Origin of the sequence: Kitasatospora sp. NPDC093679, assembly GCF_040683455.1 — a bacterium.
Classification (GTDB): domain Bacteria; phylum Actinomycetota; class Actinomycetes; order Streptomycetales; family Streptomycetaceae; genus Kitasatospora; species Kitasatospora arboriphila.
The window spans coordinates 42,657-69,244 of the sequence record NZ_JBFBDW010000041.1 but is presented as its reverse complement, the minus strand read 5'-3'; the positions used below and the strand labels follow the sequence as shown (position 1 = coordinate 69,244).

20 protein-coding genes, 2 tRNA genes, 1 pseudogene and 1 riboswitch are annotated in these 26,588 nt (G+C 75.9%); of the genes and pseudogenes, 13 read left to right on the top strand and 10 right to left on the bottom strand.

The window, feature by feature from the left end:
- Positions 1-293: 293 nt before the first annotated feature.
- Both AB0O09_RS27820 and AB0O09_RS27815 read right to left on the bottom strand, forming a co-directional pair.
- Positions 294-1,553, bottom strand: a pseudogene (locus AB0O09_RS27820) (SpoIIE family protein phosphatase); the annotation flags it as partial.
- Positions 1,554-1,732: 179 nt separating this feature from the next.
- Positions 1,733-3,055 carry an FAD-dependent oxidoreductase gene (locus AB0O09_RS27815; RefSeq protein ID WP_363545893.1) on the bottom strand — a complete coding sequence of 441 codons (1,323 nt, stop codon included), beginning with the start codon at positions 3,053-3,055 and terminating at the stop codon, positions 1,733-1,735.
- Positions 3,056-3,589: 534 nt separating this feature from the next.
- On the opposite strand from AB0O09_RS27815, the gene AB0O09_RS27810 reads away from it, so the two are divergent.
- Positions 3,590-4,270: a helix-turn-helix domain-containing protein gene (locus AB0O09_RS27810; protein WP_363545890.1), complete on the top strand. Its 681-nt coding sequence runs from the start codon at positions 3,590-3,592 to the stop codon at positions 4,268-4,270.
- Positions 4,271-4,491: 221 nt separating this feature from the next.
- The gene (locus AB0O09_RS27805) at positions 4,492-6,492 is read left to right on the top strand and encodes a sigma-70 family RNA polymerase sigma factor (protein ID WP_363545884.1); all 2,001 of its coding nucleotides are present in this window, start codon (positions 4,492-4,494) and stop codon (positions 6,490-6,492) included.
- 115 nt (positions 6,493-6,607) lie between these two features.
- Here the strand turns inward: AB0O09_RS27805 and AB0O09_RS27800 are convergent, their stop codons facing one another.
- Both AB0O09_RS27800 and AB0O09_RS27795 read right to left on the bottom strand, forming a co-directional pair.
- Positions 6,608-7,312 carry a DsbA family oxidoreductase gene (locus AB0O09_RS27800; protein WP_363545881.1) on the bottom strand — a complete coding sequence of 235 codons (705 nt, stop codon included), beginning with the start codon at positions 7,310-7,312 and terminating at the stop codon, positions 6,608-6,610.
- Positions 7,313-7,479: 167 nt separating this feature from the next.
- Complete coding sequence (locus AB0O09_RS27795; protein ID WP_363545878.1) at positions 7,480-8,916, bottom strand: MFS transporter; 1,437 nt, start codon at positions 8,914-8,916, stop codon at positions 7,480-7,482.
- A 170-nt stretch (positions 8,917-9,086) separates the two neighbouring features.
- Between AB0O09_RS27795 and AB0O09_RS27790 the strand changes: the two genes are divergently transcribed.
- On the top strand, positions 9,087-9,605 hold the full coding sequence (locus AB0O09_RS27790) for a MarR family transcriptional regulator (RefSeq protein WP_363545876.1): 519 nt from the start codon (positions 9,087-9,089) through the stop codon (positions 9,603-9,605).
- An 84-nt stretch (positions 9,606-9,689) separates the two neighbouring features.
- On the opposite strand, the gene AB0O09_RS27785 is transcribed toward AB0O09_RS27790, so the two are convergent.
- Positions 9,690-10,193 carry a universal stress protein gene (locus tag AB0O09_RS27785; protein ID WP_363545873.1) on the bottom strand — a complete coding sequence of 168 codons (504 nt, stop codon included), beginning with the start codon at positions 10,191-10,193 and terminating at the stop codon, positions 9,690-9,692.
- Positions 10,194-10,355: 162 nt separating this feature from the next.
- Positions 10,356-12,488: an asparagine synthase-related protein gene (locus AB0O09_RS27780; RefSeq protein WP_363545870.1), complete on the bottom strand. Its 2,133-nt coding sequence runs from the start codon at positions 12,486-12,488 to the stop codon at positions 10,356-10,358.
- A 748-nt stretch (positions 12,489-13,236) separates the two neighbouring features.
- On the opposite strand from AB0O09_RS27780, the gene AB0O09_RS27775 reads away from it, so the two are divergent.
- The 8 genes from AB0O09_RS27775 (at position 13,237) to AB0O09_RS27740 (ending at position 22,223) form a co-directional block, all read left to right on the top strand.
- Positions 13,237-14,658, top strand: coding sequence for an MFS transporter (locus AB0O09_RS27775; RefSeq protein WP_344628482.1), 1,422 nt, complete (start codon positions 13,237-13,239; stop codon positions 14,656-14,658).
- A gap of 62 nt (positions 14,659-14,720) precedes the next feature.
- A tRNA-OTHER gene (locus AB0O09_RS27770) sits at positions 14,721-14,784 on the top strand.
- 369 nt (positions 14,785-15,153) lie between these two features.
- Positions 15,154-16,731, top strand: coding sequence for a TROVE domain-containing protein (locus AB0O09_RS27765; RefSeq protein WP_363545867.1), 1,578 nt, complete (start codon positions 15,154-15,156; stop codon positions 16,729-16,731).
- A 236-nt stretch (positions 16,732-16,967) separates the two neighbouring features.
- The gene (gene lhgO / locus AB0O09_RS27760; protein WP_363545865.1) at positions 16,968-18,239 is read left to right on the top strand and encodes an L-2-hydroxyglutarate oxidase; all 1,272 of its coding nucleotides are present in this window, start codon (positions 16,968-16,970) and stop codon (positions 18,237-18,239) included.
- Between the two features lie 50 nt (positions 18,240-18,289).
- Positions 18,290-19,120 (top strand): tRNA (guanosine(46)-N7)-methyltransferase TrmB, encoded by an 831-nt coding sequence (trmB, locus tag AB0O09_RS27755; RefSeq protein WP_363545862.1) that lies wholly within the window; start codon positions 18,290-18,292, stop codon positions 19,118-19,120.
- Positions 19,121-19,260: 140 nt separating this feature from the next.
- The gene (locus AB0O09_RS27750) at positions 19,261-20,532 is read left to right on the top strand and encodes a PrsW family intramembrane metalloprotease (protein WP_363545859.1); all 1,272 of its coding nucleotides are present in this window, start codon (positions 19,261-19,263) and stop codon (positions 20,530-20,532) included.
- A gap of 77 nt (positions 20,533-20,609) precedes the next feature.
- A tRNA-Met gene (locus tag AB0O09_RS27745) sits at positions 20,610-20,683 on the top strand.
- Positions 20,684-21,197: 514 nt separating this feature from the next.
- The gene (locus AB0O09_RS27740) at positions 21,198-22,223 is read left to right on the top strand and encodes a hypothetical protein (RefSeq protein WP_363545856.1); all 1,026 of its coding nucleotides are present in this window, start codon (positions 21,198-21,200) and stop codon (positions 22,221-22,223) included.
- Here AB0O09_RS27740 and AB0O09_RS27735 read toward each other — a convergent pair.
- The 3 genes from AB0O09_RS27735 to AB0O09_RS27725 form a co-directional block, all read right to left on the bottom strand.
- Entirely contained in the window at positions 22,187-22,540 is a 354-nt protein-coding gene (locus AB0O09_RS27735) for a hypothetical protein (protein ID WP_363545853.1), read from the bottom strand. The two genes, AB0O09_RS27740 and AB0O09_RS27735, sit on opposite strands and share 37 nt — an antisense overlap.
- Positions 22,541-22,674: 134 nt before the next feature.
- Positions 22,675-23,403, bottom strand: coding sequence for a sensor domain-containing protein (locus AB0O09_RS27730; protein ID WP_363545850.1), 729 nt, complete (start codon positions 23,401-23,403; stop codon positions 22,675-22,677).
- A gap of 83 nt (positions 23,404-23,486) precedes the next feature.
- Entirely contained in the window at positions 23,487-24,101 is a 615-nt protein-coding gene (locus AB0O09_RS27725; protein WP_363545847.1) for a GNAT family protein, read from the bottom strand.
- Positions 24,102-24,197: 96 nt separating this feature from the next.
- On the opposite strand from AB0O09_RS27725, the gene AB0O09_RS27720 reads away from it, so the two are divergent.
- Positions 24,198-25,085 (top strand): hypothetical protein, encoded by an 888-nt coding sequence (locus AB0O09_RS27720; protein ID WP_363545844.1) that lies wholly within the window; start codon positions 24,198-24,200, stop codon positions 25,083-25,085.
- A 42-nt stretch (positions 25,086-25,127) separates the two neighbouring features.
- Here AB0O09_RS27720 and AB0O09_RS27715 read toward each other — a convergent pair whose 3' ends face one another.
- Positions 25,128-25,898 carry a M23 family metallopeptidase gene (locus AB0O09_RS27715; RefSeq protein WP_363545841.1) on the bottom strand — a complete coding sequence of 257 codons (771 nt, stop codon included), beginning with the start codon at positions 25,896-25,898 and terminating at the stop codon, positions 25,128-25,130.
- 7 nt (positions 25,899-25,905) lie between these two features.
- Positions 25,906-26,068, bottom strand: a riboswitch (cyclic di-AMP (ydaO/yuaA leader).
- A gap of 225 nt (positions 26,069-26,293) precedes the next feature.
- Here AB0O09_RS27715 and AB0O09_RS27710 point away from each other — a divergent pair.
- On the top strand, positions 26,294-26,584 hold the full coding sequence (locus AB0O09_RS27710) for a YiaA/YiaB family inner membrane protein (RefSeq protein WP_263104195.1): 291 nt from the start codon (positions 26,294-26,296) through the stop codon (positions 26,582-26,584).
- The last annotated feature ends 4 nt before the right edge of the window (positions 26,585-26,588 follow it).

The window sequence follows — 26,588 nt, the reverse complement described above, 5'->3', positions numbered from 1 at the left end:
TTCACTGCCTTGTCGGAACCGGCCTGACGGCCCGTCCGACGTTTCAAACCTTAGCCGATCCCCGCTCCGAAAAGCGAATCCGGCGCCGGCCCGAACACAATCCCTAAAACGCGCACGCCGAATTCGCACCGGGACGCGACAAGACGCGACCCAGCCCGAGCCGGGAAGTGGTGTTTCAAGGGATTGGCTGCCTCGGGACCGTCCGTGCGGATCGCTCGTCCGGTGCTCCCTGTCAGGCAACTCGGAGAACATTACACGTCGGATCCGTCGGGTTCAAGTGGCAGCTGGAAGGCCAGCACGGCCACGTCGTCGTCGTGCTCCGCGGTGACGCCCATCGCCCGCAGCAGACGGGCGCAGACGACCTCCGGGCCGCCCGCGGCGCCGGCGAGGGTGCGGGCGAGCAGGTCGAGCCCGTGGTCGATGTCTTCGTCGCGGCGTTCGACCAGGCCGTCGGTGTAGAGGACGCCGGTGGTGCCGGGCAGCAGCTTGAGGGTGTGCGAGACGTGGCTGCCGCTGCCGGTGCCGAGCGGGGGGCCGTTCTGCTCCTCGCCCTGCAGGACGCTGCCGTCCGGGCAGCGCAGCAGCAGCGGCAGGTGGCCGGCGGAGGCGTACTCCAGGGTGCCGGGGGCCGGGTCCCAGACCGCGTAGGTGCAGGTGGCGATCTGGTTGGCGTCGATCTCCATGGCGAGGCCGTCGAGCAGGCCCATCACCTCGTGCGGCGGGAGGTCGAGCCGGGCGTAGGCGCGGACGGCGGTGCGGAGCTGGCCCATGACGGCGGCGGCCCGCAGGCCGCGGCCCATCACGTCGCCGATGACCAGGGCGGTGCGGCCGGCGCCGAGGCGGATGACGTCGTACCAGTCGCCGCCGACCGCGGCGTCGGCGCCGCCGGGCTGGTAGGTCGCGGCGACCCGGAGGTCGGCGGGCTGTTCGAGCTTCTGCGGGAGGAGGCTGCGCTGCAGGGTGACGGCGGCCTCGCGCTGGCGCCGCTCGGCCTCGCGGACCCGGGTGGCGGCCTGGACCTGGTCGGTGACCTCGGCGGCGTAGATGAGCAGTCCGGCGGGCGGGCGCGGACCGGGCCGGGGGTCGAGCGTGCCGAGCTGCGGGTCGGCGGGGGCGAGCGGGACGCAGGAGACGTTGTAGTAGCGGCTGCCGGCCGGGCCGAGGATGCAGCGCGCCTTGACGCTGCGGGGTCGGCCGCCGCGCAGGGCCTGGTCCATGAGGGGGAGGACGCCGAGGGCGGCGAGTTCGGGAAGGCCGTCGGCGGCGGGCAGGCCGGCGGTCCGTTCGCCGAAGAGCTCTCGGTAGGCGTTGTTCGCGTACCCGAGCTGGTGGAGCGGGCCGTAGGTGACGGCGACGGGGGCGGGCAGCCGGTCGAGGACGCCGCGCAGCTCGTAGAGCTCGTGGATCTCGCGGTGGTCGAGGGCGGCGGCCGCGGTCTCCGGGTCGCGGGGGCCGGGCAGGGGCAGGGATTCGGTGGCCGTCGAGGACGGGGCGGACGGAACGGTGCGCCTCGGGGCTCCGGTGAGCCGGGCGCTCCAGCGCATGAGGTTCAACGTCTGCCGCTTCCTCGGGTGTGGGGGTTGGGCGGTTTCTGAAGGGTCATCACATGATGTGCTCGGGGCAGCACGGGCCGTGATGATCGGCTGGGCAGATCCTGTCAGGCGGAGGTGTCGTTTCGGAAGTCGTATCGCCGGTCCGGCGCATTCGCTACAGACCGGCGTACGCGGGGGCGCTAGGGGCGCTCCAGGAAGCCCGACTCGAACTCCGCGCGCGGGTGCTCCACGGTGCCGAGCGAGACGACCTCGCGGCTGAAGAGCCCGCCGAGCAGCCAGTCGGTGAAGACCCGGACCCGGCGGTCGAGGCTGGGCAGTCGCCGCAGGTGGCGGGCCCGGTGCAGCCACCAGGCCCGGCGGCCGGTGAGGCGGCCCCGTCGGGTGTGGGCGACGGCGCGGCCCAGGCCGAGCGAGGTGGAGCAGTGGATGCGCTCGGGCCGGTAGGCGGCCAGGGCGCCGTGGTCGAGGTCGGCCAGCAGGTTCTGGGCCAGGAGCCGGGCCTGCGCCAGCGCGTGCTGGGCGTTGGGGGCGCACAACGCACCGTCGGCCGCCGGGTCGGGAACCGCCGCGCAGTCGCCGGCGGCCCAGGCGCCGGCGAGCGGGGTGCCGCCGGGTCCGCGGACCTGGAGGGTGGGCAGGCAGCGGACCCGCCCGGTGGGGTCGAGCGGGAGGTCGGTGTCGCGGAGCAGCGGAGCGGGCCTCACACCGGCCGTCCACACGAGGGTGCGGGCGGCGAACCGGCTGCCGTCGGAGAGAGACATGACCCGGTCGGCGGCGGACTCCAGGGTGGTGCCGAGGTGCACGTCGATGCTGCGTTCGCGTAGTTCGGCGAGGGTGTGGGCGGCGAGGTCCGCGCTCTCCTGGGGGAGGATCCGGTCGGTGGCCTCGACGAGCACCCAGCGCAGGTCGTCGGCGGTGAGGTTGTGGTAGCCGCGGACGGCGTAGCGGGCCATGTCCTCCAGTTCGGCGAGGGCGCCGACGCCCGCGTAGCCGGCGCCGACGAAGAGGAAGGTCAGGGCGGCCTGGCGGAGTTCCGGGTCGCGGGTGGAGGAGGCGAGGTCGAGCTGTTCGAGGACGTGGTTGCGGAGGGCGACCGCCTCGCCGACGCTGCCGAAGCCGAGTCCGTGGTCGGCGAGGCCGGGGACGGGGTCGGTCCGGGAGACCGAGCCCGGGGTCAGGATCAGGTGGTCGTAGGCGAGTTCCGCGGGTTCGGCGGCGGCCCCGCGGGGGGCGGTGTCAACCTGGGCGGTCCGGCCTGCGTGGTCGATCCGGGTGATCCGGGCGGTGAGCACGCGGCAGTGCGGGAGGACCTTGCGCAGGGGCACGACGACGTGGCGGGGGTCGATGCTGCCGGCGGCGACCTCGGCGAGCAGCGGGTGGTAGGTGAGGTAGGGCTGGGGCTCGACCACGGTGATCTCGGCGTCCCCGGTGCGCAGTCGGGGGGCGAGCGCCTGTTGGAGTACGAGGGCCGCGGCCATGCCGGCGCATCCGCCGCCGACGATGAGAATCCTGATGGGGCACCCCCTGCCGTCCGTGGGCCGTGTGACCTGATTCACGTCCCGCCGGGACGCCCTCCAATGAGGCAATGCGCGGGGTGCGTTTGTCCACAGGGCGAACGTGATCGAGTGGGTCGGATGTGGCGGAGGTTGCCGCCCGGGGCGGGTGTCGGGACGGCCGGTGGCCGGACGGTGGTTGCCGGTCCGGGGGCGACCGGTGGTGGGAGGTCCGCTTCTGCCACGAACTCGCCTGAACTATGGTCGGATTGTGTCCCGTCAAGGTCGGGGTCGATCGACCCGGCGGCCGACTGGCCGGCGGGGAACTGGGGAAGGGTTAGTCCGCACCTGTTGAGTGGCGGACGGCTTGGGGCCGCACCGGGGGGTGCGGAAGGTTCGGGCGGGCGCCGTCGGTGTCCGCGGGGGAGGGTTGAAGTGACGGATCAGGAGCGTCCGGCCGGCGGCGTGGTGTCGCCGGTGCACGGACGGATCGGGGCGGGCCACGGCTCGGTACCGGAGCAGCGCGGGCCGGTCGGCTCTGAGCTGGTGGTGGCCGGCCCGGGGACGGGTCGGCCGGGTCGGCTGCGGGTGGATGCGCGGCGCAATCTGGAGAGCGTGCTGCGGGCGGCCCGGCAGGTGTTCGGCGAGCTGGGCTACGACGCGCCGATGGAGGAGGTGGCCCGCCGGGCCGGCGTCGGCGTCGGCACGGTGTACCGGCGCTTCCCCAGCAAGGAGGTCCTGGTCCGCCGGATCGCCGCGGAGGAGGTCGCCTGGCTGACGGCGCAGGCCCGCGAGTCGCTGTACGGCGGCGGCGCGGCGTGGGAGTCGCTGGCGGGTTTCCTGGGCCGGGCGGTCGCGTCGGGTGCGGGTCGGCTGTTGCCGCCGGAGGCGTTCCGGTACGCGGCGGAGCTCGGTCGGGTGCCGGAGCCGCGCGGGCCGGAAGCTGAGGCGGAGCCGTCGGGCGGTGCCGGGCCGGGTGCGGCGGACGCCGATCCGCGGCTGCTGCTGCAGTTGGTGGCGGCGCTGGTGGCGCGGGCGGCCGCGGCGGGCGAGCTGCGTCCCGGGGTGACGGTCTCGGACGTGGTGCTGGTGCTGACGGCGGCCGTCCCGGTGCACGCCCTCACGGCGCTCCCGGACGGAGTGGACCCGACGGAGGGTCAACCCGGTGACGCTCCGGCGCAGCGGCTGCTGCAGATCCTGTTGCAGGGTCTGCAGTCGCGCTGAGCAAGGGAGTTGGGTCGGCCGGGGTGTCGCCCGCGGTGCCCGTACGAGTGGTCGCGGCAGGTCCGGCTTCCGGCCGGCGCTGTGCTATGCAATCCTTTGCCCGTGCTTGGAGCCATTGTCCCGTTGCGCGGTGTTCCTGCAGCTCGCTGCGGCCGCGCGGCCGCCGTGGCCGCGTGTCCGGCGGCCGGTGCGGCGGCGGATGCGGCTGCCGGGGTGCGGCGGTGAGCGCCGAGGAGCCCGGTGAGCCGGGGTCCGGTGCGGGCCCGGCCGGCCAGGTGCCGGACCAGGCGGGTGCGCCGCTGCGGGAGTCGCTGGCCGGCCGGGTGCCGGGCCAGGCCGCGGCCGGTCTGGGCGGTGTGACGCCGGAGGCCTTCATCGGCGAGGAGCCGCCGGCGCGGGCCGTGGTGCCGGCGCCGGCCGATCCGGTGGACGGTGAACGTCCGCCGTCGGACGCAGAGTTGACGGCGCGGGTGCGGGCCGGGGACGACTCCGCGTACGAGGAGGTCTACCGGCGGCACGCGGAGGCGGTGCGCCGCTATGCGCGGACGTGCTGCCGGGACAGCTTCACCGCGGAGGACCTGGCGGGCGAGGTGTTCGCCCGTACGCTGCAGGCGCTGAAGGCGGGGCGCGGGCCGGAGTTCGCGGTGCGCGCCTACCTGCTGACGGCGGTGCGCAACGTGGCGGCGGCCTGGGCGCGGACCGAGCGGCGCGAGCAACTGGTCGACGACTTCGGGTCGTTCGCGCAGGGTACGGCGGGCGCGGCGATCGAGTACGACCTGGCGGACCCGGGTGCGGACGCCTGGGCGATGGCGCTGGCCGACCAGCGGATGGTGATGCGGGCGTACGCCGGGCTGCCGGAGGACGACCGGGTGGTGCTGTGGCACACCGAGGTCGAGCGGGAGTCTCCGAAGGCGGTCGCGGTGATGCTCGGCAAGACGGCGAACGCGACCGCGGTGCAGGCGCACCGGGCGCGGGACCGGCTGGCCGCGGCCTTCCTGCAGGCGCACGTGTCGGGCAGCCAGGAGCAGGGCTGCGCGGCGTACGCCAACCGGCTCGGGGCGTACGCGCGCGGGTCGCTGCGCAAGCGGGCCTCGGCGGAGGTCGGCCGGCACGTGCAGGGGTGCGCCCGCTGCACGGCGGCCTGCGTGGAGCTCATGGACATCAACCACAGCCTGCGGGCGGTGCTGCCCGGGGGCGTGCTGCTGTGGGTCGGCACCGGGGCGTTCGCGAAGGCGGCCGGGGCGGTGCTCGGCGGTGCCGCGGTGGCCGGGGCGGTCGGTGCCGCCGGTGCGGCGACGTCCGGTGGGACGGCCGTGTCCGGGGCGGCCGCGGCGGGCGGTGCCTCGGCGGGTGGTTCGGGCGGTGCGATCGGAGCGGCCGCCGGTGAGGGGCTGGGGGTCGCGGCCAAGGCCGGGATCGCCGCGAGTGTGGCCCTGGCCGCGGCGGCGGTGGCGGCCTGGGCGTTGAGCGGTCCGGCGGACGTGCCGCCGGAGGCCGCGCCGCGGGCGGCCGTGGTGTCGTCGGCGCATCCCCCGGTGGTGGAGTCGCCGTTGCCGGTGCCGTCCGGGAGCCCGTCGCCGGTGGTGCCGCCGGCTCCGCCGCGGCGTTCGCCGCTCGCCGCGCCGGTCGTTCCGTCGCCGGCGGGTTCGGCGACGGAGGAGCCGCCGTCCCCGGTCCGGACCCCGGAGCCGTCGACCCCGGCTCCCGAGCCGCCGTCCCCGGATCCGACACCCGCTCCGACGCCGACCCCTACCGCGACGCCCTCGCCGCCGCCCACCGCGTTCTGGTTGGACGACCTGCCGTTCGCCGGCTCCGGGCGCCGGGACGCGGAGGACGAGGGCCGACCGGCGATCCGGCGCGGCGGCGGCTCGCTGGCGCGGCGGCCGGGGCTGTGGATGGCCGGGCAGTGGTACCGGCACGCGCTGAGCGTGCACGTGCCGTCCCGGGTGGCGGTGGACCTGAACCGCAGCTGCACCGCGTTCGACGCGGTGGTGGGGTCGGACGACCTGGCGGTCGGGCGCGGCAGCGTGGTGTTCGCCGTGCTGGGCGAGGACGGTTCGGTGCTGTGGCGCTCCGGCCCGGTGCGGGCGGGCGACCGTCCGGTGCGGGTCCACGCGCCGCTGGCGGGTCAGCGCTCGATCCGGCTGGTCGCGGAGCGGGCGGACGGCGGCTGGGCGCTGCTGGACGTCGCCGACTGGGCGGACGCCCGGCTCACCTGCTGACGGCCGCCGGCTGAGGGCCCGCCGGACGCGGGCGCCCGGCCGTCCGCCGAGGGAGGGCCGGGGCGCTGCGGATGGGTCGCGGAGGTGCCGTAGGGGTGCCGGGGCGGTGCCGTCGTCAGACGGCGCAGCTGCCGTCCGCGCAGGCAGCGGAGTCGTCGGGCCCCGTGCCGGGTGCGGGGACGAGCGCGCCGGTCTCCTCGGCGACCTGCTGCAGGACGCGCAGGAAGGTGTCCGCCTCCTGGCCGCCCTGCACGGCCCAGCGGCCCTCGAAGACGAAGGTCGGCACGGCGGTGATGCCGAGCGAGCGGGCCCGGTCGAGCTGGTCGCGGACCTCGTCGGCGCCCTCCTCGCCCGCGAGGTAGCCGGTGACCCGTTCGCCGTCCATGCCGGCGGCGACGGCGATCGCGGTGAGGGCCGTCCGGTCGCCGACGTCGACGCCGTCGCTGAAGTGCGCCTTGAGCAGCCGCTCCTTGACGTCGGCCTGGACGGCGGCGCCGTACTCGGTCTCGGCGAGGTGGAGCAGGCGGTGGCCGAGGAAGGTGTTGGCGTGCAGGGCGGCGTCGAAGTCGTAGGCGATGCCCTCGGCGGCACCGAGCTCGGTGACCCGGGCGTCCATGGCGACGGACTGCGGGCCGTACCGCTCGGCGAGCCAGGCGCGGTGCGGGCTGGCCTGCTCAGGGGCCTCGGGAACCAGCTGGTAGGGCCGGTAGACCACCTCGACGCCGTCCTTGCCCGGGAAGCGGTCCAGCGCCTGCTCGAAGCGGCGCTTCCCGATGTAGCACCAGGGACAGGCGATGTCGGAGTAGATCTCGACCTTCATGGGGGTACGGCTCCTGTTCGGGGGCGGGGCGGTGGGCGGGCGTGCGGGGCCCACCCACCAGGTTGAACGGTCAACCGTTCGTTCGGCATTCCCGTCCCGCACTCCCGTCCCGCATTCCCGTCCCGCATTCCCGTCCGGCGTCGCGCGGGTCGGCGGGCCGCCCCGGGTCAGCCGTCGTGCGAGGCCGGGGCGGTGCGCGGCAGGGCGAGGCAGAGCAGGCCGGTGGCCGCGAACACCCCCACCACCCAGGGCAGCACCGTCGTCATCGCCGGGCCGGGGCCGTCGGCGGTGTGCTGGAAGAACAGCGTGGCGAGGGTGGCGACGCCGAGTGCCCCGCCGAACTGCTGGGCGGTGGAGAAGATGCCGGACGCGCCGCCGGCGGTGTCCGCGGGCACCGCCGACAGCACCACGTTGACCAGGGGCACCACCAGGAAGCCGAGGCCCGCGCCGGCCACCAGCAGGCCGGGGACGAGCGGCCAGGCGCCGGTGTGCGCGGCGGCCGCACCGGACACCGCGTGCCCGGTCCAGGCGCAGCCGGCGGCCATCAGGACGGCTCCGGCCAGCAGCACCAGCCGCCCGTACCGGACGGCGAGGCCGTCGGCGACCGGCGCGGTGAGGAAGCCGCCGACCGAGAAGGCGGCGGTGACCAGGCCGGCCTGCAGCGGCGTGTAGCCCTGGCCGCCCTGCAGCCAGATCGCGAAGACCAGGAAGAAGCCCTGCATGGCGACCGAGAACAGCAGCTGCACCAGCAGGCCCACCGAGAACGCCTTCAACCGGAACGCCCGTGCGGGCAGCAGCGGCACCGTGCCGCCGCCCCGACGGGACTGGGCCAGTGCCAATCCCGCCACCGCGGCGACGCCGGCGGCCAGGCAGAACCAGCCCCAGAGCGGCCAGCCGTTGCTGCGGCCCTGGACAAGCGGCAGCACCACGGCGACCAGGCCGGCCGCCAGGACCAGACTGCCCACCAGGTCGGGCCGGGCGGTCGAACGCTCCCGGTCGGCGGGGACCAGCACCGCCCCCGCCGCCAGGCAGACCGCGGCGATCGGCACGTTCACCAGGAAGACCGTCCGCCAGCCGAGGCCGAACAGGTCGGCGTCGGTCAGCACGCCGCCGAGCAGCAGGCCGATCCCGGAGGCGAAGCCGGCGACAGCGCCGTACATGCCGAAGGCGGCGCCGCGCTCCTTGCCGTGGAAGAGCGTCCGGAACGAGCCGATCACCTGCGGGGTCAGGACGGCGGCGGCCACGCCCTGCACGGCGCGGGCTGCGATCAGCTGGCCCGGGCCCTGGGCGAGGCCGCAGGCGAGGCTGGCCAGTCCGAACGCGGCGGTACCGGCCAGGAAGAGCGTCTTCCGCCCGTACCGGTCGCCGAGGTGGCCGGCCACCACCAGGGTGGCGGCGAAGCCCAGCAGGTACGCGGAGACCAGCCACTGCAGTTCGGCCTCGGAGGCGTGCAGGTCCCGGCCGACGGACGGGATCGCGACGTTCACGATGGTCACGTCCAGCAGGTCCATCAGGGCGGCGGTCATCATCACGGCCGCGGCGGCCCAGCGGCGGGGGTGCGGCACGGCGGGGGGACTGTCGGCCGTGGGCGCGAGTGCGGTCATCTCTCCTGCCTCCAGGAGTTCGGGCGCAGGGCCGGGGCGTGGGTGGTCTGCGCGGTAATTCTTTCGTTCTCTCGAACGAAAGAATTACACAGGCCGCGACCGCACCACAAGCCTTTCGTTCGGCCTAACTAAATATTCGCCCCGTCGAAGGACTCCGCTAGGCTGGTTCCATGCCCGAGCAGCAGCGCCCCGCCACCGCGGCACACCCCGCTCCCGGCGCCGACCACCACCGCGACGTGGTGCTGGCGCGGATCTACGAAGCCGGCCGCGAGTCGAGTGCGGTGACGGTGATGTTCCACTCCGCGATCGCCGAGAAGGCCGGTCTGGGCGCCACCGAGTCGAAGACCCTGGACCTGCTCCAGCGCAGCGGCCCGCTCACCGCGAAGGAGCTCGCCGAGCGGTCCGGGCTGGCGCCGGCTTCGGTGACCGGCCTGGTGGACCGGCTGGAGCGCAAGGGCTTCGTCCGCAGGGTGCAGCATCCGACCGACCGGCGCCGCGTCCTGGTGGAGCACCGGCCGGAGGCGATCGGGCGGCTGGCCGAGCTGTTCGAGGACTGGGGGCGCGAGGTCGGCGAGCTCTGCGACGAGTTCAGCACCGAGGAGCTGGAGGTCGTCGCGCGGTTCCTCACCGGCAGCACGGCCCGGCAGCGCGCCGCGGCCGCCCGGCTGACGGACCGGCCCACCGACTGACGGCCCACCGACTGACGGGCTGCCGGCTGCCGGCCCGCCGACTGCCGGCCGCCGGCTGACGGGCCGTCGGGGCGGCGCGCAGGCTCAGCCCGCGGGCGGGGCGGGCACCACCAGCACCGGGCAGTTCGCGTGGTGGACCGCGGCGGTGCTCACCGACCCGAGCAGCAGCCGGCTGAAGCCCCCGTTGCCGCGGGTGCCGATGACCAGTGTGTGCTGGCCGGCGGTGGCGGCGAGCACCACCTCGATGACGCTGCCGAGCACCACGTGCAGCGAGAGTTCCCCGCCGTACGGCCGGGGCCGGGCCGTCTGGACGGTGTCCACCGCACGGCGCAGCCCGTCCGCCATGCTGCCGGCCAGTAGTTCGATGGACGGCTGGACGAGTTCCACCATGCCCGGCGGGTAACCGGCCGGCGAGGGGTTGACCACCGCCAGGACGTACAGCGGCAGGCCGAACAGCTCGGCCTCGGTCATCGCCCGGTCCAGCGCCCACAGCGAGCCGTCGGAGCCGTCGCAGGCGGCGAGGATGCCGGGCCGGGCCGCCGGGGGCGGCTCGTCGAGCACGGGCAGGGGGACCATCGCGGCAGCCACCCGGTCATGATGCCGGGTCGGCCGCCCTCCGGACGGAACGGACGCGCCGGGGCGGCCCCGGCAGGCCGTGCGAGCCCTCACCCGCGCCGGTGTGCCCGCACCCTCGGGCCGCACCCCCTCACCGGATCGGCCGACCCTCGGGCGGACCCTCCGGACGACCTCTCAGGCCGGCCGTCCGGCCAGGGCCTTCCGTTCGACCGGCGGCAGGCCCGTCCAGCAGGAGCCGTGCCGGCGGGCGGCGACCCGGCGCAGCCAGAGTTCGGTGGCGACCAGGTCGGCGAGGCCCGCCAGGGTGCCGGGCGGCAACTCGCGGCCGGGTTCGGCGGCCGAGGCGAGGGTCCGCCGGACGGCGGACAGGTCGATCAGCCCGGCGTCGGCGAGCAACGGGCGGTGGAAGAGTTCGGCGAGGCCGTCCGCGGCGAGGCGCAGTCCGGCCCTGGCCTCGTCGGCACGGTCGGGGCGCGGGGTGCGGCCCCAGTCGGCGGGCAGGTCGGTCCGTCCGGCGCCGGTGAGGATCGAGCGCAGCAGGGCGGGCCGGGCGCCGGGCTGCAGCCGGGTGTCGTCGGGCAGCAGGCGGGCGGCGCGGACGACCTGGTTGTCGAGGAACGGGGCGTGCAGGCGCTGGCCGCGCTGTTCTGCGGCCTGGACGAGGGTGCGGTAGGCGGTGGCGTGCCGGTGGAGGGCTAGCCGGGCCCGGCGGGCACCGGGGTGTTCGACCGGGACGGGGCCGCGGGCGGCGATCCGCAGCCGCTGGGCGACGGTGGTGAGCGCCTCGTCGGAGAGCCAGCGGGCGGCGGGGCCGGGGACGTTCCAGGCGAGGTCGGCGGCGGAGCTGGCGCCGGCGGTGCCGGCCGGTTCGGCGAAGTGGCGGACGGTCAGGCGGACGGCGAGGTCGTCGAGCGCGTCGGCGTAGTCGGCGCGGGCGAGCCGGTGGGCGGCGCGCAGCACGGTGACCGGGGTGCGGACGGTGCCGGTGAGGGCGCCTGCGGTGGCCCGGTCCGCGCCGGCCAACGCGGCGACGGGGGCGAGGAGTTCGCGGGCGCGGCCGGCGCGGACGAGGTCGGCGAGCCGGGCGGGGTGGCCGTCCAGGACCTGGCGGGCGCCGTAGCCGGTGAGGTGGTCGGTGCCGCCGGCCCGGAAGCGGGCGGCGAGCCGGGCGGCGGCGGTGAGGGCGGGGCCGGGTTCGTCGGTGAGTGGGCCGGCGAGCGGGTCGTCGCCGAGGCCGGTGTAGGGCAGGCCGGGCGGGACGACGACGTGGCGCAGCCGGGGGGCGTCGACGGCGAGGGCGAGCCGGTCCTCGTCGCCGTGGGTGACGGCGGTGAGGGCCTCGCCGTTCTCCTCGGCGGGTTCGGTGCTGGTCCGGCGGGCCCAGGACCCCTTGACGGCGCCGGTGCGCGCGGGGGCGGCGGGGGTGCGGGCGGGCGCGCGGCCGGGGCCCGGGGCGAGCGGGACGGCGGCGGCGAGCAGGGCGACGGTCGCCGAGGCGGTGCCGTACGAGAGGTCGACGCCGAGCCGGGGCCGCTCCGGGTCGCCCAGCGGGTCGGGGGTGCCGGCGGTGGTGCGGACCCGGCAGCGGACGGCCTCCAGCAGGGCGCGGGTGAGTTCGCGGACGGCGGGGGCGTCCTCGCGGCGGCCGGGTCCGGGCTCCGGCTCGTACCCGGCGAGGTAGGGGCGTCCGCCGCGGATGCCGAGGGAGTGGCCGGGCGGCACCCGCAGCACTCCGGCGTACGGGGTGCCGTTGCCGAGCGCCTCGGGGGACTCGGGGCAGGCGAGCAGGGCGGCGAGGTGGCCGGTGTCGACCGGGGCGCCGATCAGGTCGGCGAGCGGGAGGGCGGCGGTGGCGTAGGCGGTGCCGCCGCGCCAGGGGGTGTGGAAGACGGGCTGGGCACCGGCGAGGTCGGTGAGCAGCACGGTGGAGCGGGTGCCGCTGCGCAGGACGGCGGTGTAGCTGCCGGGCCAGCGGGTGAGGTGGCGGACGGCGCCGCCGCGGGCGGCGGCGAGGCCGGCGGCGAGTTCGGCGTCGGTGGCGCCGCACCGCCCGAGGACGGCGAGCCGGGTGGTCGCGGGGGTGTCCTCGGGTTCGGGGTGGCCGGGGCGGGGCGGGCCGGAGGTGACGACGGGGTCGGCGCCGGGGCGCAGGCTGACGAGCCGGATCTCGTCGGGCCGCCAGTCGCCGACCGCCCAGAGCGGGTTGGGGCCGGTCCACAGCACGGTGCCGGCCAGCGGGCGGACGCCGTTCGGGGAGGGGCCGCCCGCGCCGTGGGGCTCTCCGCTCCAGCCGGTGAGCCACCGCATCGCGCCTCCGCCTGACGAGGGGTCGGGCGCACGGGGTGTCCGGAAGGGCGGTGCGCCGCAGGAGACATCGTGCCACCGGTTGTGCGGCGTGTGACCCGAGTTGCAGCAGTGGATCACGCCGGGCGCACGGCGGAGCGGAGCGCGGGGCGGGGTGCGTGACCGGCGGCGACGAACCGGCGGCGTGGGGACGACGGCAGGGGGACGGCGGCCGCGGGGTGGCGCGGCTCGGCCGGCGGACGGGCCGGCCGAGCGGCGGGGTGCCCCGTGGGCGGGACCGGGCCGCCCCCTCCGTGGCCCGGGCCGTCCCCTGTCGCCTCGTGGCATGGACATTGCCGAATGGCCGAAAGGCGCCGCACTGCCCGGGAGGGCATCCGCATGCCCTCCCGGACCCACCGCTGCCCGCGGGGATGCGGCAGCGGTCTCCCCCGGCCCGCCGGGTCCTCGACGGCGGGCCGATCCACGGGGTCCAGCGAATCGCCCACCTGCCGCTGCGGCCAGGGGGCACGGGCGGGCGCACGTCGGCACGGCACCGGAGCACGGGGGTCCGGCCCGGAGCACGGTGGAGCGGGCCGTTCCGCGGCGGGGCGGACGGACCGTCGCCGACAGGCCGTTGGTGCGCGCTATCCCGCCATCCGGAATGCGGCCTCTTAACCCTCGGAACCCGTCCGACTACGCTAGGTGCAGCGGGTGGCCGCAATACGCGCGCCACCCTCCGCGCAGGACCTCGCCAGGGGGTGCCACCGCCACCATGACCGCCAGTTCACGAGGGCCGAACGAACGGCTCGGCGCACTCCTGTCCCTCGCCCAGATCAGCAACGCCGGACTGGCCCGCCGGGTCAACGACCTGGGCGCACAGCGCGGTCTGACGCTGCGCTACGACAAGACCTCGGTGGCGCGGTGGGTCACCAAGGGCATGGTGCCGCAGCGGCCGGTGCCGCACCTGATCGCGACCGCGCTCGGCAGCAAGCTGGGCCGCCCGGTGCCGTTGGAGGAGATCGGCCTCGGCGACACCCAGCCGACCCCCGAACTCGGCCTGGAGTTCCCGCGCGAGGTGCCGGAGGCCGTCCGTTCGGCGACCGAGCTGTGGCGGGTCGACCTGGACCTGCGCAGAGGCCCCGGCGGCGGACGGTGGAGCGACAGCCTGGCCGGCACCTTCTCCGTCTCGGCGTACGCGACGCCGGTCTCCCGCTGGCTGATCACCCCGGCGGACGGCTCGGTCGCCCGGGAGGCCGCGGCACCGGACCGCTCCGGCCACCGGGTGGGCCACTCGGACGCGGCGAAGCTCCGCGAGGCCGCCCAGGAGGCCCGCCGCTGGGACTCCAAGTACGGCGGCGGGGACTGGCGTTCGTCGATGGTGCCGGAGTGCCTGCGGGTGGAGGCGGCCCCGCTGCTGCTCGGCTCGTACAGCGACGCGGTGGGCCGGGCGCTGTTCGGCGCCACGGCCGAACTGACCCGGCTGGCCGGCTGGATGGCCTTCGACACCGGCCAGCACGAGGCCGCGCAGCGGTACTACATCCAGGCCCTGCGCCTGGCCCGGGCGGCCGGGGACGTGCCGCTCGGCGGGTACGTGCTGGCGTCGATGAGCCTGCAGGCGGTGTACCGGAACTTCCCCGAGGAGGCGGTGGACCTCGCGCAGGCCGCGCTGGAACGCAACCGGGGGCTGGCGACGGCCCGCACGATGAGCTTCTTCCACCTGGTGGAGGCCCGGGCGCAGGCCAGGGCCGGCAACGCGGCGGCCTGCGCGACGGCCCTGGTCGCCGCGGAGGGGGCGCTGGACCGCTCGCGGCCCGGGGACGCCGACCCGACCTGGATCGACTTCTACACCTACGACCGGCTGGCCGCGGACGCCGCGGAGTGCTTCCGCGACCTCGGGATGCCGTCCAAGGTGCGGCAGTTCACCCGGGAGGCGCTGGCCCGGCCGACCGAGGGCTACGTGCGTTCGCACGCGTTGCGGCTGGTGGTCTCCGCGATGGCCGAGGCCGAGGCGGGGGACCTGGACGCCGCCGTGGCGGCCGGCGAACGCGCGGTGGACGTGGCCGGGCGGATCTCCTCGCAGCGCAGCCGGGAGTACGTCCTGGAGCTGCTGCGACGCCTGGAGCCCTACCAGGACGAGCGACGGGTGCGGGAGTTGACGGAGCGGGCGCGGCTGGTGCTGACCGCCTCGACCTGAAGGCCGCCGCGGATATTCGGATGCACCCCGGGCCGCCCGGTGGCTAACGTCTTCCTCGTCCGGGTGCGCAGGCAGAGGTTACTTCCACTGTTAATGGGCAGGTCGCGGGTTCGAGTCCCGTCATCGGCTTCGGGCCGGTGTAGCTCAGTCGGTAGAGCAGCACACGTCACCTCCGCCGCTTCTGTTCTCCGGACACCACACGTGCATACGACTGCCACCTCCCGGTGCGCAGGACCGGTTACTTCCTCCAAGAAATGAGCCGGCACCCACTTTTGATCTCGGGAGGCAGCGTGCCGGGGCGTCCGGTGCGCAGGCGGGGGTTACTTCATTGGGATCAGGCGGTCCCGGGTTCGAATCCCGGACGGCCGTGCGCGAGCACGACCGGTAGCTCAGCGGACAGAGCACCTGCTGTCACCTCCGCCGCGGCCGGCCCGCGAGGCCGGCACGACCTCGGACGCCCCGGCTCCGCTCCGCCTCCCCGCAGGGGGAACCACCATGTCTCGCTTCAACATCCGCCGCCCGAAGACCGGCCCGACCTCGCCCGTGACCACGACCGGGCAGCACGCCCTCAACCACGCCGGCGGCGTGGGCCACCTGCGCGACGAGAAGTCCGAACTCTTCCTGCTCGCCGTCGCCAACCTGGTCGGCCAGGACGCCTTCTACGAGCGCGGCGGCGCCCGCGACGACCGGTACACCGCCCTGGTCCGCTCCCTCGCGGTGAGCGACCCGGAGTGGACGCTCGGCCTGCTGCGCTGGCTCCGGTACGGCGCCGCGATGCGCACCGCCTCGCTGGTCGGCGCCGCCGAGTTCACCCGCGCCCGGCTCGACGCCGAGGCGCCCGGGTTCTCCCGGCAGGCCGTCGACGCGGTGCTGCAGCGTCCCGACGAGCCCGGCGAGCTGCTCGCCTACTGGACCTCCCGGTACGGCCGGGCGCTGCCGAAGCCGCTCAAGCGTGGTGTCGCCGACGCCACGCGGCGGCTGTACAACGGCCGCGCGCTGCTCAAGTACGACACCGTCTCCAAGGGTTTCCGGTTCGGCGACGTGCTGGAGCTGACCCACCCCTCGCCGCACCCCGACAAGCCGTGGCAGGGCCCGCTGTTCCGGTACGCGCTGGACCGCCGGCACCGCCCCGACGAGGCCGTCCCGCCGACCGGCGACGCCCTGCTGACCGCCAGCCGCGAACTGCTCGCGCTGCCGGTCGAACAGCGGCGCGCGGTCGTCACCGGCCCCGGCGGCGCGGAGCGGCTGGCCGCGGCCGGCATGACCTGGGAGGCGCTGGCCGGCTGGCTGCAGGGCCCGCTGGACGCGGCGGTCTGGGAGGCGATCATCCCCTCGATGGGGTCGATGGCCCTCGTCCGCAACCTGCGGAACTTCGACCAGGCCGGGGTGTCGGACGCGGTGGCCGAGCAGGTCGCGCGGCGGATCTCCGACCGGGGCGAGGTGCAGCGGTCCAAGCAGTTCCCGTTCCGCTACCTCGCCGCGCACCGGCACGCGCCCTCGCTCCGCTGGGGCCACGCGCTGGAGACCGCGCTCGGCCACTCGCTCGCCAACGTCCCGGTGCTGCCGGGCCGCACGCTCGTCCTGGTCGACCGCTCCGGCTCCATGTTCGACCGGCCGAGCGCGCAGACCCAGCTCAACCGGGCGGACTCGGCGGCGGTCTTCGGCGCGGCGCTGGCGCTGCGCGCGGCCGACGCCGACCTGGTCGAGTTCGGCACCACCAGCCGCCGGATCAAGCTGCAGCGCGGCGACGCGGTGCTGAAGGTGCTGGACCGCTTCTCCAACCTCGGCGGCACCGAGACCGGCAAGGCCGTCCGGCAGCACTACCGCGGCCACGACCGGGTGGTGATCGTCACCGACGAGCAGGCGTACGGCGGTTGGCAGGGCGACCCGCTCGCCGCGGTCCCGGCGCAGGTCCCGGTCTACACCTGGAACCTGGCCGGCTACCGGGCGGGCCACGCGCCCTCCGGCGGCGCCCGCCGCCACACCTTCGGCGGCCTGACCGACGCGGCCTTCCGCCTGATCCCGCTGCTGGAGGCCGGCCGCGACGCCCACTGGCCCTGGGAGCAGGACTAGCGGCAGCCGCCGCACGGGGCGCGGGGAACTGCGCGATTCGGATGCGGGCCACCGTACGAACCGGGGCCCGGCCCGAATTCGTCGCGATGCCCCTTCCCGGACTGCGCAGTTCTCCCCCCGGCCTTCGGCCGGGAGGTGCCCCCACGCGCCCCCCGGGGGTTCCCCGGCCGCCTTCTCGGTGGGCCCCCGTCGTGGCACGATCGCTACGGCGGGGGCAGCCGAGCGAAGGGGCCGAGGTGCGCTACGACGTCGACGTTCTGGTGGTGGGGGGCGGCATCGTCGGCCTGTCCACGGCATACGCGCTGACCCGGGCGCAGCCCGGCGTGCAGGTCGCGGTGCTGGAGAAGGAGCAGGCCCTCGCCGCGCACCAGACCGGCCGCAACAGCGGGGTGATCCACAGCGGGGTGTACTACCGACCGGGTTCGTTGAAGGCCCGGTACGCGACCGGCGGCGCCGCGGAGATGGTGGAGTTCTGCCGCGAGCAGGGCATCCCGCACGAGGTCACCGGCAAGCTGATCGTCGCCACGTCGGCCGAGGAGCTGCCGCGGCTGGCCGCGCTGGCGGAGCGCGGCCGCGCCAACGGCATCCCGGTGGCCGAGCTGGACGCGGCGGGCATCGCCGGGTACGAGCCGGAGGTCCGCGGGGTGGCGGGCCTGCACGTCGGTACGACCGGCATCTGCGACTTCCCGGCGGTGGCCCGCCGGTACGCGGAGCTCGCCGGGGAGAAGGGCGCGGTGCTGCACACCGGGACGGAGTTGCGTGCGGTGGCCCGCCGTGCGGACGGGGTGACGGTGCAGACCTCGACGGGGGAGGTCCGCTGCGGGGTGCTGGTGAACTGCGCGGGCCTGCACGGCGACCGGGTGGCGCGGTTGGCCGGCGACGACCCGGGGGTGCGGATCGTCCCGTTCCGCGGCGAGTACTACGAGCTGGCCGAGCACCGGCGGAGCCTCGTCCGGGGCCTGGTCTACCCGGTGCCGGACCCGGCCTTCCCGTTCCTTGGCGTGCACCTCACCCGGGGTGTCCACGGGGACGTGCACGTCGGCCCGAACGCGGTACCCGCGCTGGCCCGGGAGGGCTACGACTGGCGCACGGTGCGGCTGCGCGACCTCGCGGGGACGGCGGCCTTCCCCGGCACCTGGCGGATCGTCCGGCGGCACTGGCGGTACGAGCTCGGCGAGCTGCACCGCTCGCTGTCGCGGAAGGCGTTCACCGCCGCGGTGCAGCGGCTGCTGCCCGCCGTGACCGCCGGGGACCTCGTCCCCGCGGCGGCCGGGGTGCGCGCCCAGGCGGTGGCCCGGGACGGCTCGTTGCTGGACGACTTCGCCTTCGCCGGCTTCGACCCGGACGACCCGGCCTCCGCCCGCCGGGCGGTGCACGTGCTGAACGCGCCCTCGCCGGCCGCCACCGCCTCGCTGCCGATCGGCCGTGAGGTGGCCCGGCGGGCGCTGGCGGCGCTGGAGGCCGGCGGTGGGGCGCCCGGGCGGGACGCGGCCGGGCCGGGGCGATGAGACGCGGGCCACGCCGGGACGCCGGCGGACCCTCGTAGACTGGGGCGATTGTGACTGCCACCGCCCCCAGCCCCGAGCTGTCCCCGTCCGCCCGGCTCTCCGCCGCCCCGGCCGCGTACCCGGCGCCGATGTACCCGCACAAGGCCACCGAGGCACAGCACCGGGAGCGGCGCATCCGCAGCTTCCAGCCGCGCCGCGGCCGGATGACCAACGCCCAGGCGGACGCCCTGGACCGGCTGTGGGAGCGGTACGGGCTGGCGATCGACGGCACCCCGCTCGACCTGCCGGCGCTCTTCGGCGACCTCCCGGTCACCCTGGAGATCGGTTTCGGCATGGGCGAGACCACGGCCGCGATGGCCGCCGCCGACCCGTCGTCCGGAATCCTGGCCGCCGACGTGCACACGCCCGGCCACGGCAACCTGCTGCAGATGCTGGAGCGCGACGGCTCCCCCAACGTGCGGCTCGCCGCGGGCGACGCGGTGATCCTGCTCCGCGACATGCTGCCCGACGCCTCGCTGGCCGGTCTGCGGGTCTACTTCGCCGACCCGTGGCCGAAGCCCAAGCACCACAAGCGCCGCCTGGTCCAGCCGCACTTCCTGGAGCTGGTGCTGCCCAAGCTCGCGCCCGGCGCGCTGGTGCACTGCGCCACCGACTGGGAGCACTACGCGGAGCAGATGCTGGACGTGCTCTCCGCCTCGGACGAGCTGGAGAACCTCCACCCCGAGGGGGACGGCAGCGGCTGGCTGGAGCCCGAGCAGCGCCCGGCGGGCAGCGTGCCCGGTTACGCGCCGCGCCCGGACTGGCGGCCGCTGACGAAGTTCGAGCGGGCGGGCCTGGCCAAGGGGCACGTCGTGCACGACCTGCTCTTCCGGCGCCGCTGATCCACCCGGCGGACTCCCGCCGGACCCGGTGGCGGCACCCCGCCACCGGGAGCTGACGGTACGTCACCCGCAGTGATGACGGGCACACGGATCGTCCCGGGGGCTCCCCCTCCGGCGGAGCCGTCGCCTACGCTTTCCGGGTGAGCCGTCCGCCCAGCGGCAGCCCGTCCCCCAGCACCACGGCCCGCACTGCCGCCGACGAACCGCCCGCGACCCCCGCCGGCACCCGGACCATTCCGGGGCCCCGGGCCGGCGCGGTCCGCCGCCTGCTGCCGCACTGGGCGCGGCTGGAGGCCCTGCACCGCTCGCTGCACTACCCGGCGCTCTCCTCCTCGCTGGCCGCGTTCGCGCTGGCCGGCAGCGGGGTGCTGATCCTGCACCTGGTGCAGCGGCAGACCGGCACCACCGGCCTGCTGGTCGGGCTCGGGCTCGCCCTGCTGCCACTGCCCTTCGTGCTGGGCTCGCTGGCCTGGCTCAACCAGACCGCGCGCGTCCCGCTGCGGCACACCCTCTTCTGCCTGGCCTGGGGCGCCTGCGCGGCCACCACGGTGGCCCTGCTCGCCAACGGGTGGGCCAGCGACTTCCTGATCGCCCACCAGGGCAGCAGCCGCGGCGAGACGCTCGGCGCCGAGGTCGCCACCCCGCTGATCGAGGAGCTCTGCAAGGGCGCCGCGATCCTGCTGCTGCTGCTGCCCGTCCGCAGGCGGCCCAGCTGCCGGCAGGACCACAGCTGTGCGCTGCTCGCCGAGGCCGGCCCGGAGCAGCCGCACACGGCCGGCCCGCCCGCGCCGGTGCCCGCCGTCCCCCGGCCGCGCCGCCCGCGCGGCGCGCTGCCGCGGATACGGCCGCACCTGCGGCCGCTGCCCTACTTCCGCCCGCCGGTGCTGCTCGCGCCGGGTGACCGGGCGCATCCGCGGGCCCGCTCCAGCCCGCGGACGCTGGCCGCCGGCCTCGTCCTCGGCGCGATCACGGCCTGCGGCTTCGCCTTCACCGAGAACGCCCTCTACCTGGGCCGCGCCTTCACCGACGACCAGCAGTCCCGGCTGGACTCCATCGGTCTCGGCGAGCCGCCGACCCTGCGCGACTTCGACTCCACCGTGCACACCTTCGTGCTGCGGGCGCTGCTGTCGCCCTTCGCGCACCCGCTGTTCACCGCGCTGACCGGCCTCGGGGTGGCGATCACCCTCACCACCGGGCGGCGCTGGCTCTCCCGGCTCGCCGCCCCGGTGGGCCTGGCCGCGGCGATCGGCCTGCACGGGGTGTGGAACGGCGCCGCGGGTCTGGGCACGGACGGCTTCCTGCTGATCTACGGGCTGGTCATGGTGCCCGCCTTCGCGGCCCTGGTCTGCCTGGCGGTGTGGGCCCGCGCCCGGCGCGCCCGACAACCCGCCCGCCCTCCGCTGCCGGGGTGACCGGGGGCGTGGACGGCACCCCCGCGGGGAACGGATTTCCCTTCCGCGCGTCCGTCACGTAGTGTTGGGTTCACCGACGCGGGGTGGAGCAGCTCGGTAGCTCGCTGGGCTCATAACCCAGAGGTCGCAGGTTCAAATCCTGTCCCCGCTACTCAGTAGCACGAAGGCCCGGCAGATCTTCTGCCGGGCCTTCGTCGTGTCCGGGCGGCGCCCGGGGCGCACGGTCCTGCTCCGAGCCCGCCCAGCCTGGTACCGGCGGTACCCGGAAAATCCATTGCCCTCCTCCGGAGCGCGTGCCTAAGGTGGCCGCACACTGAAAGGAGGTGATCCTGAGTTGAGTACCACCAGGATGCGTGAGGTGGCTGCTCGCTAGAGCCGCCCCTGCCTGTGCAGTGTGCGGGGCCCCAGGGGCCTCCGGCGGCAGGCGCAGACCCAAGCAGTCACCCGGCCCGCGGGCTCACCGGTACATCCCCGGTGCCTCGGCAGCAGGTCCCTCGGGACCGGCGCCGAGGAAGCAGCCCGCGGGCCGTCTGCATGTCCGGGCCCGGTCCGGGCCTCCCGCCCGGGGCCCGCGTCCCGCCGGGTGCGGCGACCTCCCGGAGTGACCGGCCGGTCCGCTACAGTCACTGCGGACCACAGGGGACCGGGGGGCGGGGGTGGCTCGGGTGGAGCTGGAGCGCGGCGGACAGCCGGTGCCGGCGGTGCGGATCGGGCTGGCCGGGGTGGTCGGCGCCGGGCTGGTCGGCCTGGTGCTGTACGCCCTGGCGAGCGAGCACGGGGTGCGGGCGCTCGGCGGCGGCCTGGTGGTCGCGGCGACGTTCGCGGTCGGCGGCGGCCTGCTCGGCTTCCTCTTCGGCATCCCCAAGCTGCTGACCAGCGGGGCCGCGGCCCATCCGGACGACCAGTCCGCGACCTCGACCGCGAGCTACGCCCCCAACACCAATCTGGAGCAGGTCTCCGACTGGCTGACCAAGATCCTGCTCGGTGCCGGACTCACCCAGATCGGCACCCTGCCGCGCCGGCTGAGGGAGCTCGGCGAGGCGCTCGCCCCGGCGGTCGGCGGCGGCCCCGGAGCGGCCGGCTTCGCGGCGGCCCTCTCGGTGTACTTCACCGTCCTCGGCTTCCTCGCCGGCTGGCTGCTGACCCGGCTGCTGCTCGCCCGGGCGCTGTCCGCCGCCGACCGGCAGACCCTCGCCGACTCGGTGAACCAGACGGTGCTGGCCGCCCGGTCGCTGAACTTCAGCTCCCGGCAGGTGCGGGATCTCTTCGAGACCGGCGTCGAGGGCCTGCGGGTGCAGGCGCTCGCCCTGCTGCAAGGCAAGCCCGACCCGGAGAACCTGGACCTCGTCGTCTCGGCGATCGACCGGCACCTGTCGCCCTTCGAACTGCTGCAGGCCCTGCTCGCCGCCAAGGCGATGCTCGGCGGCCCCGAACTCACCGCGGAGCAGCGGGCGGCGCTGCGGGCGGCCGTCGCCTACAAGGTCCGCAACACCCGGAACGTGCCGCCGGACTCGCGGCGGCGGGCGGTCGCCGACGAGGTGCTGCGGCGGGTGCCCGCCCCGGCGGCCGACGGCGGCGGCAGCCCGGACGGCGGTGGCCGGGACACCGGCACGGCCCGCAGCCCGCAGACCGCCGTGGTGCCGGCGATCCCGCCTCAGGTGCAGGCCCCCGAAGGTCCGGCCGCTCCCTGACGGCGGCGGACGGACCGCAGCCGCAGCGCCCGGCGGTCCTGTCCGGCCGCACGCCGCACGGTGATCTCGCTGGCCACCCCGTGCCGGCCGAGCGCGGCCCGGAGCCCGTCGAGGTGCCGGGAGCGCCTGCCCTCCCCGTCGTGCAGCGGGTGGACGCGGACCTCGCCGGCCGGATCGGTCACCCGGACCGGTTCGAGCAGCGCCGACAGCTGGTCGTCGGGGCCGAACCGGTCCGGGTAGGAGAACAGCAGGTACGAACTGAGGGTAAGGGCGAGGGAGGCGCAGTACTCGTCGAGCGGACGGGACGTCACCAGCACGGCGGCTCCCCCGCGGACGGGCGGTGCACCCGGGCGACGGCCCGGGCACGGTACGGCCTCATCGGACCACGCCCCCGGCGGCCCGCATCCGGGCTGCCGGGGGCGTGGGGGCCGCACCCTGAGGGGCAGTCTGCTCAGCGGCCGCCGAGCAGACCGCGGGCGGCGAGCCGGTTGACCACGGTGAGCCCGCGGACCAGCTGCGGGGTGAGCAGCACCAGCACGATGCCGAGGGCGCAGACGCCCGCGATCTGGGCCGGGGTGGTGACGTAGAGCTCGTGGTGGCGCCCGGCGCCGGTGGTGAAGTCGTACACCCGGTAGCCCGGCCAGTCGGTGTACCGGGCGAAGACCCAGTGGTAGAGCGGGTACAGCGCGACCACCCAGCCGGTCACCAGGAAGGTCACGGTGACGGCGAAGCTCAGCACCGCCCAGGGGAACATCAGCACCTGGTGCAGCACCGCACGCCAGCCCGCGCCGTCGGCGAGCCGGGCGGTGACGGTGCCCCAGAAACCTGTGCGCTTCGGGACGACGGGCGCGGGCGCGACGACCGGCGTGCCGAGCAGGACGCGGGCCCGGTGCCGCTCCAGCGCGCCGAAGCCCCGGGCCTGCACGAGCAGCAGGGCCAGCACCGGCAGGCCGAGTGCGGTGACGAGCAGGCCGAGCCCGGTGCAGAACAGGGCGACGGCGACGACGAAGGCCGCGATCGCGATCGGCAGACCGGTGAGGACGAAGCCGACCTCCCGGTATGTGGCGGCCGCGAACGGCGCCCGTAGGAAGCCGGGCCGGCGCCCGGCGGGCGCGTCACCCGGGTACGGCGCGGCGCCCGGGTACGGCGCGGCGGTCCGGTGCAGCGGTGCGGTGGTCATCTGTGGCCCCTCGGTGTCCGTTCGGACTGACGACTCCACGGTGCCGGAGCGGGGCGCCCGGGGTAATCCGGCCCACCGGCGGCTCAGGGGTGGGGTTCTCCCCACCCCCGTGCTGCGGCGGGCCGCACCCACTCGTCCTCCAGCAGCGAGAACAGCAGCGAGTCCCGCCACGCCCCGCGCACCAGCAGGTCGTGCCGGATCCGGCCCTCCGGCCGGAAACCGGCCCGGGTCAGCACCCGCACCGAGGCGGCGTTCTCCGGGTCGACCCGGGCGGCGAGCCGGTGCAGACCGAGCGTCCCGAAGCCGAACCCGCAGAGCAGCGCGAGGACTTCGCCCGCGTAGCCGTTTCCCCAGGTGTCCCGGCGCAGCACGCAGCCGAGGGAGGCGGCGCGGGTGCCTTCGAGTTCGAGGACGGCCTGGCCGATCGGCGGGGCTCCGCCGTCCCGCTCGGCCGGGGCGACGGCGAGCCGGTAGACGGTGCGCGGGTCCTGCTCGGCCTCGTCGAGTGAGAGCTCGATCTGATCCGCGCACTCCTCCTCGTCGCAGACCTCGTACCCGAGGTGCCGGACGGCCTCCGGGTCGCCGAGGACGGCGTGCAGGGCGAGGACGTCCTCCGGGTCCAGCCGGAATTCGCGGATCGCCAGGCGCGGTCCCACCAGGCGGACCTGGCGGACCGTCCGGACCCGTTCGGCTGTCATGGCCGCCGACCCTACCCCGGCCGGCCCGGCCGCACCCTCGGCCCGCGGCGGGCCCGGGTGCCGCGTGCCGGACCCCGCACCGGCTACGGTACCGGCGTGGACGACGAAGACCTGCAGCTCATCCCCCGTACCCGTGCCGAGTCCCTGCTCGCCTGGGCGGACGCCGAGGCGCTGCCCCCGGTGCCGGAGGAGGCCGCCCGGCAGGTCCTGACCCTGTTGGAACTCGGCGGCGCACCGCTCCACGACGGCTGGCCCGAACTCGGCTCCGCCGTGGTCGAACAACTGCTCCACGAACGGCTCCACCTGTACGTCCAGCCGGAGGGCGACCCGGGTGCGTACGGCGAGACCGTCCGGCTGCTGATCGACCACCAGCGGGCCGCCCGGCGGCTCAACGCCAAGCGGCAGGAACGGCTGCACGCCGAGGCGGAATGGCAGGGCGAGCTGCTCGGGACGCTGCTGCGGCGGCCGCAGCTGCTGACCTGGCCCCGGCTCTACACGCTGCTGCTGCGGGCGGACGGGGTGGACACCGCGGACACCGACGCGGTGCGGGCCTGGCTGGACGGCTTCCGCGCCCTGGAACCCGAGGACCGGGCGGCGGCGTACGCGGCCCTGGTCGACGGCGGCGCACTGGACCCGATGACCGGGGCGGACGCCGCACTCGGCTGGGGCGAGGCGCACCTGCTGTCGATCGGCATGGCGACGGACGGGGCGCGGCGGCTGCTGGAGTACGGGCTGATGCAGCGCAGCTACCGGAACCTGGCGGCGCTGACCGCGCAGGGCGAGCCGATGCCGTACGAGCTGCGGGGGGAGTTCGAGGACTTCGAGCAGGTCGTGGCGGACGTCGCGCTGTGGCTGTGCGGGCAGTGGACCGTCCCGGGACTGCCGGCCCTGCTGCTCACCGAGTACCCCGACCTGGCCCCCGAACCCGGCACCGCCGAACTGGAGGCCTACGCGGCAGCCCGCCAGGAAGGCCACGAGGAGTAGGCGAAGCAGGGGCAGCGCCCCAGGGGCGCGTGGGGGGACTTCTCAGGGCTGGACGCCGTGGGAGCGGAGCCAGCCGAGAGGGTCGACGGGGGCACCGCCGGCGGGGCGGACCTCGAGGTGGAGGCGGGGGGTGGTGACGCTGCCGGTGGCGCCGACCGTGCCGAGGACGGTGCCGCGCTCGACCGGGCCGTCGGTGACCGCGAGCCGGTTGAGGTGGCAGTACCAGACCTCGGTGCCGTCGGGCAGGGTCTCGACGATCCGGTAGCCGTAGGAGCCGGCCCAGCCGGCCGAGGTGACGGTGCCGCTGCCGACGGCGGTGACCGGGGTGCCGGTGGCGGCCTGGAAGTCGAGGCCGGTGTGCAGGTGGGCCCAGTGGCCGCTGGGGCCGTACTGGGCGCCGAGGGTGTAGCCGCTGGTCGGCAGGGCGAGGGCGGTGGCCTCGACGGCGGCCTGGGCGGCGCGGCGGGCCTCGGCCTCCTGCGCGGCGGCGAGGCGGGCGGCCTCGTCGGCGGCGGTGCGGTGGTCGGCCTGCTGCTGGATGCGGGCGAAGAGGGCGAGGCCCGGGTCGGCGGAGTCGGCGGCCTGGTCGGGCGCGCTCACGGCGGGTTCGGCCGCGGCGGCCGGGCCGGCGGCGGCCGCTGTCATGCCGGCGGCGCCGAGGGTGGCGGCCACGGTGGCGGTGACGCCCAGCAGCGGGCTGCCGCCCCTGGTCTGCCGGGGCATCCGGTGGCGGGCCTGGTCGGCCTGCTCCCAGGGGTGGTCGAGGAGCCGGGTGGCTGCGGCGGCGGAGTCCGCCGAGTGCGTCGACGCCACGGGGGCGCACTCCTTTCCTTCCCTCGCCGACCGGGTTAGCTGACGGGTTCGGAGCAGGAAGGTCTCCTACGGCTGGGCCACCGGCCCGGCCGATTCACCCCAAGGAAGGTGGTTCCCCGGCTCCCGTGACCACCGGCGAAGGCAGCCGCGGGATTGAGCGACACGCGCACGGTGCCGTGTCGGTACGGCGTTGCCGACCGCGCTGCGTTATCAAACGTTAATGCTAGGCACGCCTTGATTCCAAGCGTCTGCGACGGTGGATTCGTAAGGGCTACGCGCAGGATGGGCGATTTGCCATAGATTGTGAATCGGCCCCTGACGGAGGGTGATCACCCCCCTCGGGGTGAGTATCCGTACTCATGCGGGCCGGTGCCCGCTCCGGGACCCTGCAAGGCATGAGCGCACCGATGCAGTCCCGCACCACGGCCGCCTACTACGTGCAGGCCGTCCTGTCCTTCGCCCTCGCCACGGCCGCCCTGGCGATCGGGATCGCCCGCCTCCCGGTGGACGCCTGGATGCGCGCCTTCCTGGCGGTCGCCCTGCTGTACGTGATCACGTCCTCGTTCACGCTGGCCAAGGTGGTCCGCGACCGCCAGGACGCCGGGGAGCTGGTGTCCCGGGTGGACCAGGCCAGGCTGGACAAGCTGCTGGCCGAGCACGACCCGTTCCGGGCCGACAACCTCTGAGCCC